Origin of the sequence: Bacillus sp. CDB3 (assembly GCF_002081505.1) — a bacterium.
Lineage (GTDB): Bacteria > Bacillota > Bacilli > Bacillales > Bacillaceae_G > Bacillus_A > Bacillus_A cereus_AT.
In genome coordinates this window covers 31196-50772 of sequence record NZ_ALBR01000094.1, presented here as the reverse complement: position 1 = coordinate 50772, position 19577 = coordinate 31196, and the positions used below count along the sequence as shown (strand labels likewise).

The window sequence follows — 19577 nt, the reverse complement described above, 5'->3', positions numbered from 1 at the left end:
GTCTTTTTTTATTAATGAAAATAGCTAGCAAATAGTAAGGTAATCCAAATTATAACTGGATAAGAAAATAAGCTGAAAAGGAGTGTAATTACGAATTGCTTTTTATGAATGAAGTGTTTTTCGGATAACAAAAAGAAAATAGAAAAGATGACAATGAAAACTGCTGATATTGCGCCAGGGTTATAGGAACGATAAATGAAAAACAAAATAAGATGTTGAACAGAGTTGAAGAAGATAGCTCCTTGAATAAAAATAATCCAGTAAATAGAAGATATGATGTTTAACTGATATAGAATAATTATGAGTAAGACAAAGATTGTTAATATAGTAATTGCAATGAAAAATTGTGTGTTAGTTATAAAGTGAATCGAAAATTGATTAGCAAGGTATTGTGGCATTTGAAAGGCCTCTTCAAGGTTGTGAATGAAAAATAAAAAGGGGATTAGCCAAATTGTATTAGTGGTGAAACGTCTTGTTGAAGATGTTTTTATCAACTTACATCAGCTCCAATAAAGATATAGAAAGCCTATAAAAAAACAGGCCTTCTATACAGATATAGTTATTCAATTATGATACTTTTTAAATGATCCTCGGGATGTGGTTGTGCTTCTATATAAGAAGATAGCTCTTCCTGTAAAATGTTTAGTGCTTGCTTAGCTGATTGCTGAATCGGATTCGGTAGCTCTTCTAATATACGCATACCGATTTTTATTTTTGTACGAATTACCTTTCTTAGTAATTCATCATGCATGTACTACACCTCCAAACCGAATGTTTAGTACATCATCTTCAAACTTAGCTCCTTGAATAGAAAGGTGTGTTAATGTTTTTGGCAAGGTGATATTCCGCTTCATAGAGCCGGCTCGAATAATAAGTTCATCACCTTTTTGATTTAATGAAAGTTCACTTTTGTTTGAGAAGGGAATGGACAGAACGAAAATATACTCATCGCCATCTTTTTTTACATATTGTGTGCGGCCATTAAATTTCACTTCAGTAGGAGAAGGGTCTGATTTAAATAAAGCATTTCCTACACGCTCTAACATAGGTAAACCAACAACTTCTTGTTCAAACATGGGAGCTTCGTAAATAGGAAGTGGCTGAAAACTATCTTTAATTAACGCCTTATATTTCTTTTGTGTATCTTTCCATGCCTGAAAGTAAGGGTCGGTAACAGTGTTAGGGATGACGCGGTTAATCATAATGGCATCCACGTTATAATCGTATAAGTTTAAATAAGTAAAACTACGCTGAGCTTCTTTAATGACCATTTTTTCAGGATTTACAACGATGCGGATACTTGTTACTTCTCGGTTTGATAAAATATCTCTCATTTCTCCAAGCTGTTCAAGTGTATTTGTTAATTCGTCCATAATATCATCGGTTGGAAGGGGGACACCAAGAAGTGGTTGAGCTACAGGACGAACAACTTTTAAAATCTTCCTTTTAATAGGAAAGAGTTTTTCCATCCACCAGCCGAGCATGTCTGGAAAGCTAAGCATTGCTAAAGTTTCTCCAGTCGGTGCGCAATCAATAATGATGACTTCGTAAGTGTTGTTTTTATAGTAATCGAGTACTCGAAGTAAGCTAATTAAATCTTCCATACCAGGGAACATCGTTAATTCTTCTGTTGTAATATCATCAGCTGCTTTGGAAGTGAAGAGTAGTGTAATATATTTCTGCAATTTCCCCCAGCCTTTTTCCATTTCATAAATGGTGTTAATTTCTTGTGCCCACAAGTTTTCGCGAATTTCTAGTGGCTCAGAAGATAGTTTTATGCCAAATGAATCTCCTAAACTATGAGCAGGATCTGTGCTCATTACTAATGTTTTTAATCCTTGTTTTGCACTTTGGATTGCTGTTGCTGCTGAAATGCTAGTTTTTCCTACGCCGCCTTTACCTGTATACAAAATAATTCTCATCATTCTATCCCCTTTGTTTCGAGTTTCGAATATTACGAGTGTCGAAGTATTTAATTGAATAAAAACCCAGCTAGGGTTTTATTCAATCGGAATGTTTTTCATTTTAGGTGTAGAAACCTTTTCTTCTGTTTTTTGCTGTGACGTAGCGATGTGATTCATGATCTTTTGGAATATTTGTAGTAAGAAAGCTGTTTCTTCTTCTGACAAAGCTTCTGTCACTAGGTTAAAGTAATGGGCCGCATTTTGTTTCACTTCTTGAACGAGCATTACGCCGTTTTCTGTTAAACGAATTAATACAATACGTCGATCGTTTTCATCACGGTATCGTTCAATATACCCCTTTTTTACAAGACGATTTACAACGCCTGTCGTTGTACTCATCGGTATATCAAGAAGTTCAGCGATTTTTGTCATTGTAATATCTGTATTTCGCTCCATCCAAAGTAAACAAAATACTTCTGTTTTAGAAAGTGTTAAATCTAGGCTTACCCATTCTTCAGGATAGAAAAGTTTCTTGGCATTATCTAGCAGTAAGTCTAAAAAATGTTCATATTGCAACAATTATTTCCACTCCCGTATATTTCGAGGTTCGTAATATTTATTTTTATTTTATGTAGAATTGAAATAAATGTCAATCGTTTTAATTGTTTTTTTCAGATTAGACAGAAAACTACCTTTAAAATAATATTTTTTTATGATAGATTTATAAATAGCAAAATAGAATTTACATAAAAATCCATCATGATAAATATATTTATCTATAATGGGTGTACAGCCAACGAGGGGGAGAACGATGAGAAGACGAAATACGCAAGCGTTCACGTTTTTAGCATGGACTTCATTTGTTTGCGCGCTTTCAGGTATGCTAATTGGGATTTATACGTTAGATGAAACGCTTAGTGTAAAAGGATACTATTTAATTGGAACATTATTTTTAACAATGTCTTGTTTTGTATTACAAAAAACAATTCGTGATAATGAAGAGGATAACGAGAGATTTCCGAAAAATAAACCGTTAGATAAAGAGTAAATCGTAAAGAAAGGCATTTGCCTTTCTTTTTTTATGTAAAAATACCGTAAGTACCGTGTGTTGACTTGCTTGAAGTACTGAAAATTTGGTATCATCAATAGTATTGTAGATTGAACGATATATTATGGAGGTGGCCTAGCCGTGTCAAGAATTTCCGTTGAGAATGTAAAGCACGTAGCACATTTAGCACGTCTTGCAATTACTGATCAAGAAGCAGAAAAATTCCAAAAACAACTAGATGCAATTGTTACATTTGCAGAACAGTTAAATGAATTAGATACAACTGATGTAAAACCAACAACTCACGTATTAACTATGAAAAATGTTATGCGTGAAGATGTACCAGAAAAAGGTTTACCAGTAGAAGAAGTATTAAAAAATGCACCGGATCACAAAGATAATCAAATCCGTGTTCCAGCAGTATTAGAATAGAGGAGGGAATTTCGATGTCATTATTTGATCATTCGGTATCAGAGTTACATAAGAAGTTAAACAACAAAGAAATTTCCGTTACGGATTTAGTAGAAGAATCTTACAAACGTATTGCGGATGTTGAAGATAACGTAAAAGCTTTTCTTACATTAGATGAAGAAAATGCCCGTGCGAAAGCGAAAGAATTAGACGCGAAAATTGGTGCTGAGGATAATGGTTTATTATTCGGTATGCCAATCGGTGTAAAAGATAACATTGTAACTAACGGCCTTCGTACAACTTGTGCGAGCAAAATGTTAGCAAACTTCGATCCAATTTACGATGCGACAGTTGTACAAAAGCTAAAAGCTGCTGACACAGTTACAATCGGTAAATTAAATATGGACGAGTTCGCAATGGGTTCTTCAAATGAAAACTCAGGTTTCTACGCTACGAAAAACCCATGGAACTTAGATTACGTTCCAGGCGGATCTAGTGGTGGTTCTGCAGCAGCTGTAGCAGCAGGAGAAGTATTATTCTCTCTAGGTTCTGATACGGGTGGTTCTATCCGTCAGCCAGCTGCATATTGCGGCGTTGTAGGTTTAAAACCAACTTACGGACGCGTATCTCGTTACGGATTAGTAGCATTCGCATCTTCACTTGACCAAATCGGACCGATTACACGTACAGTAGAAGACAATGCATACTTATTACAAGCTATTTCAGGTATTGACCGTATGGATGCAACTTCTGCAAACGTTGAAGTAGGAAACTACTTAGCTGGTTTAACAGGCGACGTTAAAGGTTTACGCATTGCTGTACCGAAAGAATACTTAGGCGAAGGTGTTGGCGAAGAAGCTCGTGAGTCAGTACTAGCTGCGTTAAAAGTATTAGAAGGTATGGGTGCAACTTGGGAGGAAGTATCTCTTCCACACTCTAAATACGCTCTAGCAACGTATTACTTATTATCTTCTTCTGAAGCATCTGCTAACCTTTCACGCTTTGATGGCGTACGTTACGGTGTTCGTTCTGATAATGTAAATAACTTATTAGATCTTTACAAAAACACACGTAGCGAAGGTTTCGGAGATGAAGTAAAACGTCGTATTATGCTTGGTACATTTGCTCTTAGCTCTGGTTACTATGATGCATATTACAAAAAAGCACAACAAGTACGTACATTAATTAAAAACGACTTTGAAAATGTATTTGCTAACTATGATGTTATTATCGGACCAACAACGCCAACTCCGGCATTTAAAGTGGGCGAAAAAGTGGACGATCCAATGACAATGTATGCAAATGACATTTTAACAATCCCAGTAAACTTAGCGGGTGTTCCAGCGATTTCTGTCCCATGTGGATTCGGTGCTAACAACATGCCACTTGGTCTACAAATCATTGGTAAACACTTCGATGAAGCGACAATTTACCGCGTTGCACATGCGTTTGAGCAAGCAACAGACTATCATACAAAAAAAGCAAGTCTGTAAGGAGGCGAGCATAGATGAATTTAGAAACAATTATTGGTTTAGAGGTTCACGTTGAGTTAAAAACAAATTCGAAAATTTTCTCTGCGAGTCCAACAGAATTCGGAGCGGAGCCAAATACACAAACAAGTGTAATTGACTTAGGATACCCAGGGGTACTTCCTACTTTAAATAAAGAAGCAGTTAACTTTGCAATGAAAGCTGCAATGGCATTAAACTGTGAAATTGCAACGGAAACGAAGTTCGACCGTAAAAACTATTTCTACCCAGATAATCCGAAAGCTTACCAAATCTCTCAATTTGATAAGCCAATTGGTGAAAATGGTTGGATTGAAATCGAAGTAGACGGTAAAAAGAAACGTATCGGTATTACACGTCTTCATTTAGAAGAAGATGCTGGTAAATCAACGCATACAGCTGACGGTTCATTAGTAGATTACAACCGTCAAGGTATGCCTTTAATCGAGATCGTATCTGAGCCAGATATGCGTACTCCAGAAGAAGCATATGCATACTTAGAGAAGTTAAAATCAATCATTCAATATACAGGCGTATCTGATTGTAAGATGGAAGAAGGTTCTCTTCGTTGTGATGCGAATATTTCACTTCGTCCTGTTGGACAAGAGAAATTCGGTACAAAAGCAGAACTGAAAAACTTAAACTCATTCACTTACGTGCAAAAAGGTCTTGAGCATGAGCAAGTGCGCCAAGAAAAAGAATTATTATCTGGTGGTATCATCCAACAAGAAACACGTCGTTATGATGAAGCAACGAAGAAAACAATCTTAATGCGTATAAAAGAAGGATCTGACGATTACCGTTACTTCCCAGAGCCAGACTTAGTTGAACTTTACATCGATGATGAGTGGAAAGAAGAAATTCGTGCTTCGATTCCAGAACTTCCAGATGCACGTAAAGCTCGCTATGTTGCAGAAATTGGCTTGCCAGCTTATGATGCACACGTATTAACATTAACGAAAGAGATGTCTGATTTCTTTGAAGCAGCAATTGAAGATGGAGCAGATGCGAAATTAACATCAAACTGGTTAATGGGTGAAGTGCTTGCATACTTAAACAAACAGCAAAAAGAATTAAAAGACGTTGCGTTAACGCCTGCTGGTTTATCTAAAATGGTTCAATTAATTGAAAAAGGTACAATTTCTTCTAAAATCGCGAAGAAAGTATTTAATGAATTAATTGAAAAAGGTGGAGACCCAGAAGAAATCGTTAAAGCGAAAGGTCTTGTTCAAATTTCTGACGAAGGTACACTTCGTAAGGTTGTAACAGAAATTCTTGATAATAATGAGCAATCTATCGAAGACTTTAAAAACGGTAAAGACCGTGCAATTGGCTTCTTAGTTGGTCAAATTATGAAAGCGACAAAAGGACAAGCCAATCCACCGCTTGTTAACAAAATCTTACTTGAAGAGATTAATAAGCGATAAAAATAAAAGAGGAATTCTTATTTTTGAGCGCTAAAATAGTATAGATTCTTAAAGATTAAACAGAAAAAACACCCGTATTTGGGTGTTTTTTCTGAGTTAATCAAACGTTTGTTTAAATGGTGAAAAATAATTTAAATAAACGTTTGATTAACTGTCAAAAGTGAAAAAATGTTTGTATAGCAACTATGGTATGATAGTTGCAAAAAGGTGGGAATAATGATAAATCTAGACATAGAGGTTTTTTTCATCTCATGAAATAATAGATAATTATTATTCGTTATATGTAAATTGTTGTGAGGAAATAGATGGACATAAATTTTTTTGTCAAATAAAACAAAACCATTGAAAATGAATATTTACTTTTGATGGGCTACACGAATCGGGTTCTTACTGCCTGTTTGAGCGGGATAAAAGAAGGATAGGAAGATGAGAGGAGGTAGGCATGGGAATACTGAATAGAAGTTCGGTATGTTCTTTTTCGATACATAAAGAAATTTCCTGTGCTAATAAATGATGAAGCGAGCAAGGATTATTTATAACCCTACTTCTGGACGTGAGCTATTTAAGAAGAGCTTACCAGAAGTATTACAAAAATTAGAACAAGCTGGATATGAAGCATCTTGTCATGCGACAACTGGTCCTGGAGATGCAACTGTGGCGGCGAGGCAAGCTGCGGATCGTAAGTTTGATGTTGTTATTGCTGCAGGTGGTGACGGTACGTTAAATGAAGTGGTAAATGGTTTAGTGGGACATGAGCATCGTCCGAAGTTTGGAATTATTCCAGTTGGAACGACAAATGACTTTGCACGTGCAATCGGTGTGCCACGTGCTATTGAAGAGGCAGCGGATATTATTTGTGAAGGGAAAACGGTTCCTTTAGATCTTGGGAGAGCGAATGATACATATTTCATTAATATTGCTGGTGGCGGCCGCATTACAGAATTAACATATGAAGTACCAAGCAAGCTAAAGACAGTATTAGGTCAACTTGCTTATTATTTAAAAGGAATCGAAATGTTACCATCATTACATCCAACATATGTTGAAATTGAGTATGATGGGAAGTTACTACAAGAAGAAATTACGATGTTTTTAATTACAAATACTCGTTCAGTTGGTGGATTCGAAAAGGTAGCACCATATGCGTCTATTAACGATGGGTTATTTGATTTATTAGTGCTGAAAAAAGGTTCTATCGCTGATTTAATTAAAGCAGCAACACAAGCGCAGCGTGGGGAACATATTAACAATCCAAAAGTGCTATATACACAAGCGAATCGAATTAAAGTGCATTCACCAGATAAACTAATGATTAATTTAGATGGTGAATATGGTGGAGATGCGCCGATGGAATTCGAAAATATATATCATTGTCTAGAACTATTTGTTCCTGAACATCAAGAGGATGCCCTTTAAAGGCATCCTTTTTGTTTTTATATAGGAATTGTAAATTGGAAGTTAGTTTGATTTTTATGGTATTTTTACAATTCGTTTATTTTATATCCATACTTTATTGATACACTGGAGGAGATAAGAAACGAGAGGTAGTGTGCTATGGAGAAGGTAAAAGCAATATTATTTGATAAAGACGGGACATTAATGGATTTTCATTCAATTTGGATAAAAGTAGCTGAAGAGCTTGTCGCTGAATGTATAAAATTATATCAACTCCCACAGTCAATGCAGCAGGCTTTGTTAAAAGAAATCGGTGTGGATGGGGCATTTGTTCATCCTCGTAGTGCAATAGCTGCTGGAACAAGCCTCGATGTAGCAAAGGGGCTTTGTAAGTATATTACGTCATCTAAGGAAGAGGAGATGCACGAATGGGTAAGTGAAAAGTTATTTTCTCTTATGTATGAGCATCGAGAACATATGAGAATGACGGCAGATTTACCAAAAATTTTACAAGCATTAAAGGATAGAGGGTTTATTTTAGGTGTCGTCACAGCTGATGATTTTGCACCGACAGAATTATTTTTAAAGCAGTATCAATTAGAGCACTTTTTTGATTGTGTCATAGCCTCAGATACGTTTCCAGCACAGAAACCAGATAAAAGAATTGTAGAATCGTTTTGTGAGAGATTTAATTTAGAAACATGTGAAGTAGCGGTCGTCGGGGATACACCGACGGATTTATATTTAGCGAAAAATGGTGGCGACTGCTATGCAATTGGTGTACTATCTGGTACGGGTAATCGTCAAACGTTAGAACCACTTGCAGATTTAGTGTTACAATCTGTTGAAGATTTAATTTCTCATTCAGGTGAGTTTATTTGGAAACAAGGAAAGTCTAATGTATAAACGGATAAGTCTATAAAGACTCTTTATGAGTCTTTATAGACTTATTTTTTATGCCGAGATATTAAGAGAATGGGATGAATACTAGAAAGGGAAAGTTGGCATACATCTTGCAATATAAAGAGAAAACATTGTATAGAAAAGGATGGGGTACACAATGAGCACAAAAAAATTTGCTAAAGTAAATGAACAAATTCCAGGACCGAAAGCAGCGTCTTTATTAGAACGCCGCCAAAATATAGTACCAAAAGGAGTAAGTAATGGTATTCCAACATTCGTACAGTCTGCAGATGGAGCTCTTGTAATAGATGTTGATGGTAATCAGTACATTGATTTTGCAGGAGCAATAGGAACAATTAACGTAGGACATTGTCATCCAGCTGTTAAAGAAGCACTTCATAAACAAGTAGATCAATATATTCATACGGGATTTAATGTCATGATGTATGAGCCATATATTGAATTAGCGGAAAAGCTTGCTGCATTAGCGCCAGGAAGTTTTGATAAACAAGTCCTGTTTTTAAACAGTGGTGCAGAAGCAGTTGAGAATGCGGTGAAAATCGCTCGTAAATATACGAAGAGACCTGGGATTATCGCATTTTCTAAAGGGTTTCATGGGCGTACATTAATGACAATGACGATGACAAGTAAAGTAAAACCATATAAGTTTGGATTTGGCCCATTTGCTCCAGAAGTATATAAAGCGCCATTCCCATATGAATACCGTCGTCCAGAAGGATTAACAGAAGAGCAGTATGATGATTTTATCATTGAAGAGTTTAAGAACTTCTTCATATCAGAAGTAGCACCAGAAACAATTGCAGCCGTTGTAATGGAACCTGTTCAAGGGGAAGGTGGATTTATCGTTCCAAGTAAGAAATTTGTTCAAGAAGTACGCAGCATTTGTTCAGAGCACGGTATTTTATTTGTAGCGGATGAAATTCAAACAGGCTTTAGTCGTACCGGAAAATACTTTGCAATTGATCATTATGATGTCGTTCCAGATTTAATTACGGTATCTAAATCATTAGGTGCTGGTGTACCGATTAGTGGTGTTATTGGGCGTAAAGAAATTATGAATGAGTCTGCACCGGGAGAACTGGGCGGAACGTATGCAGGAAGCCCACTAGGATGTGCGGCTGCATTAGCTGTGCTTGATGTAATTGAAAAAGAGAAATTAAATGATAGAGCGATAGAATTAGGAAAAGTCGTAATGAACCGATTTGAAGAGATGAAAAATAAATATAATTGCATTGGTGATGTGCGCGGCTTAGGGGCAATGTGTGCATTTGAGCTCGTTCAAGATCGTAAGACTAAAGCGCCTGACAAAACATTGGCAGCTAATTTATGTGCGGAAGCAAATAAACGCGGATTACTTCTACTATCAGCAGGAACATATGGAAATGTTATTCGCGTGTTAATGCCATTAGTTATTACAGATGAGCAGCTAGAGGAAGGTTTAACAATAATTGAAGAATCATTGCAAGCTTGTTATGAGCAAGCAAACATCGCTCGTGTTTAAAAACTGAATTATAAATCGCAAACATTCTAGCTTACTCTATATAAAATGCAGAAAATTCACTTTATAATAAAGGTAGTAAAGTGAATCGATGGATATGAAGTAGGGAGTGGCTAGGATGGTTGCAGAAAAGGAACGAGTGTTGATGGATTTACAAGATGTATTTGAATATGCATTTGACGAAATTTTTGTTACAGATGATAAAGGAATCGTTGTGCGTGTAAATAGTACGTGTGAAAGACATTACCAACTCTCTGCTAAGGAATTAGTAGGAAAGCATGTACAAGAACTACAGAAAGAAGGAATTTTTTATCCGTCTGCAACATTAGAAGTAATTGAAAAGAAAAGGCCAGTTGAACTTGTTCAAACAACAAAATCAGGAGAATATTTACACGTTCGCACGCGTCCAGTATTTGCTGAACAAGGTAATTTAAGACGAGTTATTAGTTATTCACGAGATCTTACAGAACTCTACCAATTACGTAAGAAGGTAGAGGAGATGGATAATCAGTTAAAGACATATAAGAAAGAATTAAGAGAAACGTATGAGCATGAAGGGCTTATTTTTAAAAGCATTGCTATGCAAAAAATAGTTGAAACAATCAAAAAAGTTTCTGTGGTGGATAGCACTGTTCTCGTATTAGGTGAGACAGGAGTAGGGAAAAGCCGACTAGTACGCCATTTACATGAAGTAAGTCATCGGAAAAATGAAAGTTTTTATGAGATTAATTGTGCGGCATTGCCGACGAATTTAATTGAATCTGAGCTTTTTGGATATTCAGGTGGGTCTTTTACAGGGGCAAATCGTGAAGGGAAGAAGGGACTGTTAGAATCAGCGCATAAAGGAACTCTTTTCTTAGATGAAATCGGTGAAATGCCGCTTGAAATTCAGGCGAAACTTTTGCAAGTATTACAGGAGAAAACATTTCGGCCGGTAGGAGGAAGAGACTTAAAAAAAGTAGACGTTCGTATAGTCGCCGCTACGAATAGAGATCTAAGTAAAATGGTAAAAGAGGGGACATTTAGGAAAGATTTGTATTACCGCCTAAATGTAATCCCAATTTCAATTCCTCCGCTTCGTGAAAGAACAGAAGATATATTACCGTTAGTCTATCATTATTTACAGCATTTCAATAAAAAGTATGGACGTGATGTGAAGCTAGCTCCTAGTACGTTACAAATGTTTGTAGGGTATTCATGGGAGGGAAATAATAGAGAGATTGAAAATGTAATTGAACGAATTGTTATCACTGCTGATGATTTTGTAACGGTAGAAGATTTGCCACTATCTATGCAAGAGGCAACAGTTGAACAATCCGGACAAAGTCTTTATAGAATGCTGGAAGAGGTAGAGAGAAATATTATTCTTAAAGCGTATAAAACGTATGGATCAAGTTATAAGGTAGCTGAGTTTTTGCAAATAAGTCAATCTGCTGCTACTAGGAAAATTAAGAAGTTTATAGAGGAGGAAGAAAACATTGGATAAAAAAGCGACGTTCGTAAACTTAGAGAAAAAGGCGATGTATATAAATGGTGAGTGGATTACACTGCAAGAACAAATCGAAGTGAATAATCCAGCAACAAAGGAAGTATTTGCAACTGTACCAAAGGGCGGGATTATAGAGGCAAAGCAGGCAGTTGATGCTGCACACGAAGCTTTTAAATCATGGTCAAAATTAACTGCAGCAGATCGTGCAGTAAAGTTAAAAAAATGGTTCACACTCATTGATGAAAATAAAGAAGAAATTGCAGCAATCATGACGAGAGAACAAGGAAAGCCGTTCGCAGAAGCACTTGGTGAAGTAAATTATGCAAATAGTTTTGTTGAATGGTACGCAGAAGAAGGAAAGAGAATATACGGTGAAATGATTCCTGCTTCTCATCCGAATAAACGTATTTTAGTTATGAAGCAACCAGTTGGGGTTATGGCAGCTATTACACCATGGAACTTCCCAGCTGCTATGATTACGAGAAAGGTAGCTCCAGCGCTTGCAGCGGGCTGTACAGCGGTTGTGAAACCAGCGAGTCAAACACCATTAACGGCATTGAAGTTAGTTGAATTAGCACATGAAGCAGACATTCCAAAAGGTGTAATAAATATTGTAACAGGTAGTGCAAAAGCAATTGCTGATACGTGGATGGAAGATGAGCGTGTCCGAAAAGTTTCCTTTACAGGATCAACTGAAATTGGGAAAGAATTAATGGCTAGCGCTGCACAAACGATGAAAAAGGTTTCACTTGAGTTAGGTGGTCATGCTCCATTTATTGTTATGAATGATGCTGATTTAGATAAGGCGGTAGAAGCGGTAATCGGTTCGAAATTCCGTAACGCAGGACAAACGTGTATATGTACAAACCGCGTCTTCGTTCAAGAAGAAGTGTACGAAGAATTTGCAGGAAAGTTCACAAAAGCTGTAGAGCAGCTTAAAGTTGGAGACGGATTCGGCGAAGGAACAACTGTAGGGCCACTTATTGATGCGAATGCAATTTCGAAAGTACAAGAACATATTGAAGATGCAATTCAAAAGGGTGGAGAAGTTTTATACGGTGGCCATAAATTTACAGAGTTAGATGGATATTTCATTCAGCCGACAGTAATCGGGTTGGCAAATGACACGATGCTTTGTATGAATGAAGAAACATTTGGACCGGTTGCACCAGTTGCGAAATTTAAAACGGTTGAAGAAGTAATCGAACGTGCAAATAATACACCATATGGCTTGGCTGCTTATATTTTCACAAAAGATATTAGTCAGGCATTCCAAATTAGCGAAGCATTAGAGTACGGAATTATCGGCTTAAATGATGGACTTCCATCAGTTGCACAAGCACCATTTGGTGGCTTTAAAGAAAGTGGTATCGGCCGTGAAGGAGGCCATTTCGGTATCGAGGAATATTTAGAAATTAAATATATTTCGTTAGGGCTATAAGTAGTATACTAGAATCTCTATAAGGTAATAGAGAAGGAGATTCTAGTATGGTATATTGGCTATTATTACTCGTAACAATTATTTTTGAAGTAGCTGGAACGATTGCGATGAAATTATCGAACGGTTTAACAAAGCCCGTTCCAAGTGTACTTATTTTTGTATTCTATGGAATTTGTTTCAGCGTGTTTGCTATCGTTGTTAAAAAGATTCATTTAAGCATTGCCTATGCAATTTGGTCTGGTGTGGGAACACTACTTATTACGATTATTAGTGTGTATTTCTTTAAAGAGCATATTAACTTATTCCAAGCGTGTTGTATTCTTTTTATTGTTTTAGGAGTAATTGGACTTAAAGTTTCATCAGTATCATGAAAGCTATCTTTTGTAGAAGATAGCTTTTTTTCTATTTGTGTAGTTAGCAATTACTATGACAAAATATGACAAGAAAGCGTAAAGAGTTTTGCTATGATAAAGTAAAACTTTAATCAGTGGGGATTTTGTTCATTCCCCACTGATTATCAGCCCGCGCCAATCGGGCGTTTACGGGCAGTTAATCTCCCACCTAACTTCCTTACTCCAGCTGAATTTCGAGGTAGGAGTCTTACTGCCCGCAAATAGCGGGATAAATATAAAAACCTTGTCTCATAAGGATGGAAGAGTATGTTCAAAAAAATGAGTCGAATTATTTTAATTTGTGGCATAGCTTTTAGTTTAAGTGCTTGCGCAGAAACTAAAAATAGCGATGAAAGTAAACAAGAGGACGTTCAAGATAAAGTTTATAAAATAGGGGAAACAGTAGATGTAGATGGTTTGCAAGTAACTCTCGATTCAGTTCAATTAGGATATCCAGATTACACTATTGATAAAAAGAAAGAGGATATTTTAGGAATTGTTTTTACGGTGAAAAATAATAGTAAGAAAGAAATACCTTTTGCATTTTACGAATTTGAGGTTACCGATAAGAAAGGTACAAAGTTTAAAGAATATAAGTATGATAGTTTCATTAGTAAAAAGGTAGCACCGGATGAGAAAATTCAAGATGTTATGCTATTTGATGTAGATAAAGAAAATACGTATATCGCTACGTATAGGCCTGAGTTTACACATGAGAATAGAACGATAAAATTTGAATTGAAGCCAAACAAATAAAAACACATTGGTTAATCCAATGTGTTTTTATAATGGTTAACTTAAAACGCCCAGTTACCTTTACGGAAAATCGGCTCATGTCTTCCATCAGCTGTAATACCATCGATATCAAGCTCAGCTGATCCGATCATGAAGTCGTTGTGTGTAATACTAGCGTTCGCACCATTTTCAGCAAGTTCTTCTTTCGTCATTGTTTTCCCGCCATCTAAGTTAAATGCATAGGCATTTCCGATTGCAAGGTGGCAAGATGCGTTTTCATCAAATAGCGTATTGTAGAATAAAATATTTGTGTTTGAAATTGGTGAATCATGAGGTACTAAAGCAACCTCGCCTAAGAAGTGAGAGCCTTCATCTGTTTCTACTAAATGTTTTAAAGCTTCTTCTCCATCTTCTGCTTTGTAGTCTACGATACGTCCGTTTTCAAATGTTAACGTGAAGTTATCGATAATGTTGCCTGCAAATGCTAACGGTTTTGTGCTAGATACTTGGCCGTTTACACCTGTTTTAAGTGGCATTGTAAATACTTCTTCAGTTGGAATGTTAGCCATAAATGGTACGTTCTTTTCATTTAAGCTACCAGCACCAGCCCATACATGTTTTTCTGGAAGTTCAATCGTTAAGTCTGTTCCAGGAGCTGTATAGTGAAGAGCTTTATAATGCTTTTCGTTTAAGTAATCTACTTTTGTATGTAGCGTTTCATCATGTTCTTTCCATGCTTCCACAGGATTTTCTAAATCAGCACGAGTAGCTTTGAAGATAGCGTCCCATAGTTTAGCTTCTTGTTCCTCTGGCGCTACATCAGGGAATACTTTCGCAGCCCATTCTTTTGTTGGAACAGAAATTACACACCAGCTTACTTTATCTGCTTGTACATAATCACGGTATACTTTCATCGCTTCTCCAGCTACTTTATGAGCAGTTGCGATACGCGTTGGTTCTACGCCTTTTAATAAATCAGGGTTTTCTGCATAAATAGACATAAATGCAGCGCCTTCTTTTGCTAATTCTTCACGAGCATGTGCTTTCCAAGATGGGAACTCAGCGAAAGCTTCTTCAGGAGCTAGATCGAACTTTAAGCGTGTTAACGTCTCATCATTCCAATCAACATATACGTGTTTTGCACCAGATTTATATGCTTTTTCTGTAACGAGGCGTACAAATTGTACAGCTTCAAGAGGTGCACTAATTGATAAAGTTTGTCCAGGTTGAATATTAACACCAACATTGACTGCAAGGGCAGCATACTTCTCTAACGTTTGTTCAAATGACATATGTATAATCTCCTTTAGTTTGAAAGATTTCTTACTATATATAATACAAGAAAATTCTAAAAATATATATAAATATAAAGTAAAAAGAGAGCTCAAAATGTATTGAGCTCTCACAGTTATTTAATGGAAGAAGCAAACTGTTCAACTGTAGTTGTATGGTGTATGCGAACGCGCTTCATTTTTAACAACTCATCTGGTTCACCCTTTGTAATGAACTGTCCAGGCTTCGTTGTCGTTGCAAATTGATAGTATTTCTTCGTTTCCGCGACAACTTTATCATCTACATGACCAAATGGATAAGCGATTGCGATAACAGGCTTACCTGTTATTTTTTCTAGCTTCTCTTTCGATCCTTTTAACTCTTCTTCATAGTTTGTAATTTTCGGTAAGTCTGCATGTGTAGCTGTGTGAGACTGTACAGAAAAAATGCCGGAATCAACCATTTCTTTTATTTCAGCAGTTGAAAGAGCGCCTTCTACATCAACGTTATCAACAATCATATATTCCGTTGCTGCTGGTTTAAAAGTATCATCTTTTAGCTTTTGTAAAATGCGAAATGCATTCATATTATTTTTCATACCGTCGTCAAATGTAACGAAAATCGGCTTGTTTACTTTATTTATATCGCCCCAGCGTTCAAATGTTAATAATGTATAGCCATTGTCTTTTAAATGCTTCATTTGTGCTTCAAAGTTAGCGGGCGATACGAATAAATCTTTAATACCTTGTCCGTGATAATCATCAATTGCGTGATACATAAGAACAGGAACTTTTTGCTCGAAAGTAATAGTAGATTTTGTGAGCGGAATAGTTTTCCCATCCTCTTTTATCCCTAATGCTTCAATTTGATATTCCCCGCGTTTTCCTTCAAATTCTTTTATATCAAAAGGAATAGTGAATTGTTTCTCCTTTTCTTTAGAAGAAAAAGATTTAGTATTTTCTTTTCCATCAGCAGTACGCCAAATTTTATATTGTACTTCGGTTAAAGAATCTTTTATATCTGTAATATGAATATTTGTGTTTGTAGATTCGTGCGTAATTGGATTATAAGAAATTTTACCTTGTTCTTGCACGGCCTCTTCTTGTTTCTTAACTTCTTGAACCTTTTTCTCTTTTTTAGGTTCTGGACTTACATTGCTAGTACTACATCCTGCTAGAAGGGCAGATGTACATAAAGCAATTGCTGCGTATTTTTTCATGAAATCACCTTCTATTGTGTATTATGGTGCATGCTTACATTAAAATCCCCACCGCTATAAGAGTGGTGGGGATATACCCTTGTTCATCATATCATTTGAAGAAAATGAGGGGAATATGATTTTTAGGAGGAGCTATTAGAGCGAAAGATTAGTGACTTTGAATAGAGGTATTCTTTCGTTTCTTATTAGAATTGATAATAATATAACCGACTACAAAAATAAGAGGAATAATGAAGACATAGATCGGCATTCCCCATACATAATAACTTTTCATGCTTAAAACTAGTAAATGTAAGAAGTCGAAAAGAGCGTGGGCTTTCATAGTATCCTCCAATGTGTTTTTTTTACAAATTATAACATTGTGCATTTGTGATTTGTATATTTTGGTAAATGATTTAAGCTAATTTTAAAGTAAGAGGAAGGTTTATTAATATGCAATTTTGCATATTTAGAGTAGTTTCTATTAAAATATCAGGATTTTAAACTATAATAAGAAACGCTATAAATGAAAGTAATACTGATGTACGGAGTGGAGAACAGAAATGAAATATAAAAAAATAGTATATATTCTGCTCATATCGTTATTCATAGTCGGTTGCCAAAGTGAAGTGAGTAAGGAGAATAGTGTGGAAGAGTATATTCCAAAGCATCTGATGAACGCGGAAGTTACGGCGGATATTATGACGATTGAGATGGATCGTGATACCCGTAAAAAAGTAGAGGTTATTACTAAAAAAATGAGTGATCATGTAAAAAATGATAAAGAGTGGTATGTAAACTACATATCGGGGCATATAGATAAGCAGGTGAAGCCTTATCATCCGAATTTTGGTGTTACGGAAGAAGAATATAATTTTTTTAGGAACGCTGTTGAGAATAGTAGTTTATCTAATACAAGTGATGGAAAGCTGCAATTTAAACAAAAAAGTAACCATGAGATAGAAATTGTTTCAAGTAAAAATCTAGAGCTATTTCAAAAAATAGTAATTGATACGGAGAAAAATATAGTAAAAACTTCGTTTGGAGAATGTCAGTACGTCGGAGAAGAAAAAACACCTTTGGAACAAAAGATAACGGGGCCTTGGCATGGCAAGCAATGGGTGCTAAAAGAACAAAATTTAATTTACTTATTTTCTTTGGGTAAGCTTGAAGGAGAGAATAAATCTATTATTGATATTTCAGTAAAAGGCATACACGAAGGAAAACTTATTAGTAAAGAGGAAGTAGTTGAATTTCGTTCGGTTTCATAAAGAATCAAAAAATCACCTTACTTAAACAAGTAAGGTGATTTTTTATTAAATAAACAATCCAGCGATTGTTGCAGATAAAATAGAAGCAAGTGTTGATGCAAATAGCATTTTCCAACCGAATTTTGATACGATGCTTCCTTGCTTTTCAGAAAGGGCACGGATTGTACCAACGATTGCACCAATTTGGCTAATACTAGCAAAGCTAATTAAGAATACAGTAACGATTCCAACTGTACGTGGATCTAATGTTGCAGCAGCGCCTTTTAAATCAAGGATTGCTACGAATTCATTTAAGACAATCTTTGTACCCATAATACCACCAGCTGGGATAATATCATGAACTGGGATACCCATTAAGAATGCGAATGGAGCAAGTATATAACCGAAGATTTGTTGTAAAGTAACAGCATATCCCATTGCACCTGAAGCTGCGCTGATTACGTAGTTTACAACTTCCATAACACCGATAAAGGCGATCATTAATGCGGCAACGATACCAGCTACTTTTAAACCATCAAGCGCACCGTTAATCATTGCACCGATAAAGCTGTCTCCGAATAGAGTTCTATCAAATTTTTGAATCACTTCATCTTCCTTTTTCGTATCAACTGGTGTTAATAACGAACAAACGATTAAGCTTGAGAATAAGTTTAGTGGAAGAGCTGCTAGTACATATTTCGCATCTAACATCATTACGTACGATGCTGTAACAGAAGCAGAAACTGAGCTCATCGCAGAACAACAAATGATAAACATACGGTTTTTATTGAAATGTTGTAAATCATTTTTAATAACGATTAACGCTTCACTTGAACCGAAGAATACAGAGTTTACTGCGTGGAATGATTCAACGCGTGGTAAACCAGTAATTTTTGAAATTGCACCGCCGACAACGCGAACGATAAGTGGTAAAACACCTAGATAACTAAAGATAGAAAGTAGTGCTGAGAAAAATACGATAATTAATAATACATTTAAGAAAAAGACAAAATCTCTTTGAATTCCATTAAAGAGAAAGTCGACACCTGTCGTACCAAGTTTAATTAGTTTGTTGAAAACTTTACCAATGAAAACAATGATTTGTTGACCAATCTTTGTGCCAAACATAAACCAACCGATTAAAATTTGAAAACCAATCATAATAGCAATTGCACGGAAGTTGATTTTACTTTTGTTGTTTGACAAAGCAAAACATAAACCTAAAACGACAAGAATGCCGATAATGCTCATTACGTATTGCATGTAGTTGCCCCTTTCAGAAGTTCGTATAAAGTTTGTACATAAAACGCTCGTTATATTACTAAAAATAAAATGAAGAGGTTTTATGTCATACGTAAGATGTCTGACCTTTTAGAAAAATAAAAATAAAAAAAGACCCATATGGATTCACTTTCATCTATGAGAGAAAGCTAATCAATATGAGTCCTTTTTTGCGCATAGGCTAATATTCATTAGTTTTCCCCATAGTCCAGCAATTTAAGGTTGCCGGGTAGAAACTCTCGATCCATATTATCAAGTATATATGAGGTAACATCGTCCGTATTAAATTAGTAGTAGCGTAACATTACTAGAGAACTATCGTCAATAGCTTTTTTTCTTCCAATAGAAATAGACCATATAAGTATGATAAAATGTAACGCAGTGTTATGAAAAAGAGAGGTCGG

19 protein-coding genes and 1 riboswitch are annotated in these 19577 nt (G+C 35.9%); of the genes, 12 read left to right on the top strand and 7 right to left on the bottom strand.

Features of this window, described 5'->3' with window-relative positions; translation table 11 throughout:
* Positions 1 to 11: 11 nt before the first annotated feature.
* From CDB3_RS23120 to CDB3_RS23105, 4 genes are all read right to left on the bottom strand, one after another.
* Entirely contained in the window at positions 12 to 494 is a 483-nt protein-coding gene (locus CDB3_RS23120; protein ID WP_128856106.1) for an HXXEE domain-containing protein, read from the bottom strand.
* 65 nt (positions 495 to 559) lie between these two features.
* Positions 560 to 751: a DUF3926 domain-containing protein gene (locus CDB3_RS23115; protein ID WP_128856105.1), complete on the bottom strand. Its 192-nt coding sequence runs from the start codon at positions 749 to 751 to the stop codon at positions 560 to 562.
* Positions 744 to 1925, bottom strand: coding sequence for an ArsA family ATPase (locus CDB3_RS23110; protein WP_179139749.1), 1182 nt, complete (start codon positions 1923 to 1925; stop codon positions 744 to 746). Before CDB3_RS23110 ends, CDB3_RS23115 begins: the two co-directional genes overlap by 8 nt.
* A gap of 75 nt (positions 1926 to 2000) precedes the next feature.
* On the bottom strand, positions 2001 to 2483 hold the full coding sequence (locus CDB3_RS23105; RefSeq protein WP_097828996.1) for a MarR family winged helix-turn-helix transcriptional regulator: 483 nt from the start codon (positions 2481 to 2483) through the stop codon (positions 2001 to 2003).
* A 232-nt stretch (positions 2484 to 2715) separates the two neighbouring features.
* On the opposite strand from CDB3_RS23105, the gene CDB3_RS23100 reads away from it, so the two are divergent.
* The 11 genes from CDB3_RS23100 to CDB3_RS23045 all read left to right on the top strand — a co-directional run bounded on the left by CDB3_RS23100 (position 2716) and on the right by CDB3_RS23045 (position 14193).
* Positions 2716 to 2952, top strand: coding sequence for a YiaA/YiaB family inner membrane protein (locus CDB3_RS23100; RefSeq protein WP_001254393.1), 237 nt, complete (start codon positions 2716 to 2718; stop codon positions 2950 to 2952).
* A 141-nt stretch (positions 2953 to 3093) separates the two neighbouring features.
* A complete protein-coding gene (gene gatC / locus CDB3_RS23095) occupies positions 3094 to 3384 on the top strand; it encodes an Asp-tRNA(Asn)/Glu-tRNA(Gln) amidotransferase subunit GatC (RefSeq protein ID WP_000086999.1) in 291 nt (96 codons plus the stop codon).
* 14 nt (positions 3385 to 3398) lie between these two features.
* Positions 3399 to 4856 carry an Asp-tRNA(Asn)/Glu-tRNA(Gln) amidotransferase subunit GatA gene (gatA, locus tag CDB3_RS23090; protein ID WP_000051449.1) on the top strand — a complete coding sequence of 486 codons (1458 nt, stop codon included), beginning with the start codon at positions 3399 to 3401 and terminating at the stop codon, positions 4854 to 4856.
* A gap of 14 nt (positions 4857 to 4870) precedes the next feature.
* Positions 4871 to 6298, top strand: a complete 1428-nt coding sequence (gene gatB / locus CDB3_RS23085; protein ID WP_128856104.1) for an Asp-tRNA(Asn)/Glu-tRNA(Gln) amidotransferase subunit GatB — start codon at positions 4871 to 4873, stop codon at positions 6296 to 6298.
* Between the two features lie 510 nt (positions 6299 to 6808).
* Positions 6809 to 7714 (top strand): diacylglycerol kinase, encoded by a 906-nt coding sequence (locus tag CDB3_RS23080; RefSeq protein WP_000977668.1) that lies wholly within the window; start codon positions 6809 to 6811, stop codon positions 7712 to 7714.
* Between the two features lie 138 nt (positions 7715 to 7852).
* A complete protein-coding gene (locus tag CDB3_RS23075; protein WP_128856103.1) occupies positions 7853 to 8599 on the top strand; it encodes an HAD family hydrolase in 747 nt (248 codons plus the stop codon).
* 154 nt (positions 8600 to 8753) lie between these two features.
* Entirely contained in the window at positions 8754 to 10118 is a 1365-nt protein-coding gene (gene gabT / locus CDB3_RS23070) for a 4-aminobutyrate--2-oxoglutarate transaminase (protein WP_179139748.1), read from the top strand.
* Positions 10119 to 10233: 115 nt separating this feature from the next.
* Positions 10234 to 11601: a sigma-54 interaction domain-containing protein gene (locus CDB3_RS23065; RefSeq protein WP_128856101.1), complete on the top strand. Its 1368-nt coding sequence runs from the start codon at positions 10234 to 10236 to the stop codon at positions 11599 to 11601.
* Complete coding sequence (gabD, locus tag CDB3_RS23060) at positions 11594 to 13045, top strand: NADP-dependent succinate-semialdehyde dehydrogenase (RefSeq protein WP_097828989.1); 1452 nt, start codon at positions 11594 to 11596, stop codon at positions 13043 to 13045. Before CDB3_RS23065 ends, gabD begins: the two co-directional genes overlap by 8 nt.
* 47 nt (positions 13046 to 13092) lie before the next feature.
* A complete protein-coding gene (locus tag CDB3_RS23055) occupies positions 13093 to 13416 on the top strand; it encodes a DMT family transporter (protein ID WP_128856100.1) in 324 nt (107 codons plus the stop codon).
* A gap of 288 nt (positions 13417 to 13704) precedes the next feature.
* Positions 13705 to 14193, top strand: a complete 489-nt coding sequence (locus tag CDB3_RS23045) for a DUF4352 domain-containing protein (RefSeq protein WP_128856099.1) — start codon at positions 13705 to 13707, stop codon at positions 14191 to 14193.
* Between the two features lie 41 nt (positions 14194 to 14234).
* Here the strand turns inward: CDB3_RS23045 and CDB3_RS23040 are convergent, their stop codons facing one another.
* Positions 14235 to 15464: an aminopeptidase gene (locus CDB3_RS23040; protein WP_128856098.1), complete on the bottom strand. Its 1230-nt coding sequence runs from the start codon at positions 15462 to 15464 to the stop codon at positions 14235 to 14237.
* A 116-nt stretch (positions 15465 to 15580) separates the two neighbouring features.
* On the bottom strand, positions 15581 to 16663 hold the full coding sequence (locus CDB3_RS23035) for a polysaccharide deacetylase family protein (protein ID WP_128856097.1): 1083 nt from the start codon (positions 16661 to 16663) through the stop codon (positions 15581 to 15583).
* Positions 16664 to 17205: 542 nt separating this feature from the next.
* On the opposite strand from CDB3_RS23035, the gene CDB3_RS23030 reads away from it, so the two are divergent.
* On the top strand, positions 17206 to 17913 hold the full coding sequence (locus CDB3_RS23030; RefSeq protein WP_128856096.1) for a hypothetical protein: 708 nt from the start codon (positions 17206 to 17208) through the stop codon (positions 17911 to 17913).
* Between the two features lie 45 nt (positions 17914 to 17958).
* Here CDB3_RS23030 and CDB3_RS23025 read toward each other — a convergent pair whose 3' ends face one another.
* Entirely contained in the window at positions 17959 to 19155 is a 1197-nt protein-coding gene (locus CDB3_RS23025; RefSeq protein ID WP_128856095.1) for a NupC/NupG family nucleoside CNT transporter, read from the bottom strand.
* 202 nt (positions 19156 to 19357) lie between these two features.
* Positions 19358 to 19459, bottom strand: a riboswitch (purine riboswitch).
* Positions 19460 to 19577 lie beyond the last annotated feature (118 nt).

Bases quoted from the DNA above. Each gene is read 5' to 3' on its own strand.
- CDB3_RS23115 (WP_128856105.1), bottom strand. From the start codon at position 751: ATGCATGATGAATTACTAAGAAAGGTAATTCGTACAAAAATAAAAATC.
- CDB3_RS23110 (WP_179139749.1), bottom strand. From the start codon at position 1,925: ATGATGAGAATTATTTTGTATACAGGTAAAGGCGGCGTAGGAAAAACT.
- CDB3_RS23100 (WP_001254393.1), top strand. From the start codon at position 2,716: ATGAGAAGACGAAATACGCAAGCGTTCACGTTTTTAGCATGGACTTCA.
- gatA (WP_000051449.1), top strand. From the start codon at position 3,399: ATGTCATTATTTGATCATTCGGTATCAGAGTTACATAAGAAGTTAAAC.
- gatB (WP_128856104.1), top strand. From the start codon at position 4,871: ATGAATTTAGAAACAATTATTGGTTTAGAGGTTCACGTTGAGTTAAAA.
- CDB3_RS23080 (WP_000977668.1), top strand. From the start codon at position 6,809: ATGATGAAGCGAGCAAGGATTATTTATAACCCTACTTCTGGACGTGAG.
- CDB3_RS23075 (WP_128856103.1), top strand. From the start codon at position 7,853: ATGGAGAAGGTAAAAGCAATATTATTTGATAAAGACGGGACATTAATG.
- gabT (WP_179139748.1), top strand. From the start codon at position 8,754: ATGAGCACAAAAAAATTTGCTAAAGTAAATGAACAAATTCCAGGACCG.
- CDB3_RS23065 (WP_128856101.1), top strand. From the start codon at position 10,234: ATGGTTGCAGAAAAGGAACGAGTGTTGATGGATTTACAAGATGTATTT.
- CDB3_RS23055 (WP_128856100.1), top strand. From the start codon at position 13,093: ATGGTATATTGGCTATTATTACTCGTAACAATTATTTTTGAAGTAGCT.
- CDB3_RS23045 (WP_128856099.1), top strand. From the start codon at position 13,705: ATGTTCAAAAAAATGAGTCGAATTATTTTAATTTGTGGCATAGCTTTT.
- CDB3_RS23040 (WP_128856098.1), bottom strand. From the start codon at position 15,464: ATGTCATTTGAACAAACGTTAGAGAAGTATGCTGCCCTTGCAGTCAAT.
- CDB3_RS23035 (WP_128856097.1), bottom strand. From the start codon at position 16,663: ATGAAAAAATACGCAGCAATTGCTTTATGTACATCTGCCCTTCTAGCA.
- CDB3_RS23030 (WP_128856096.1), top strand. From the start codon at position 17,206: ATGAAATATAAAAAAATAGTATATATTCTGCTCATATCGTTATTCATA.
- CDB3_RS23025 (WP_128856095.1), bottom strand. From the start codon at position 19,155: ATGCAATACGTAATGAGCATTATCGGCATTCTTGTCGTTTTAGGTTTA.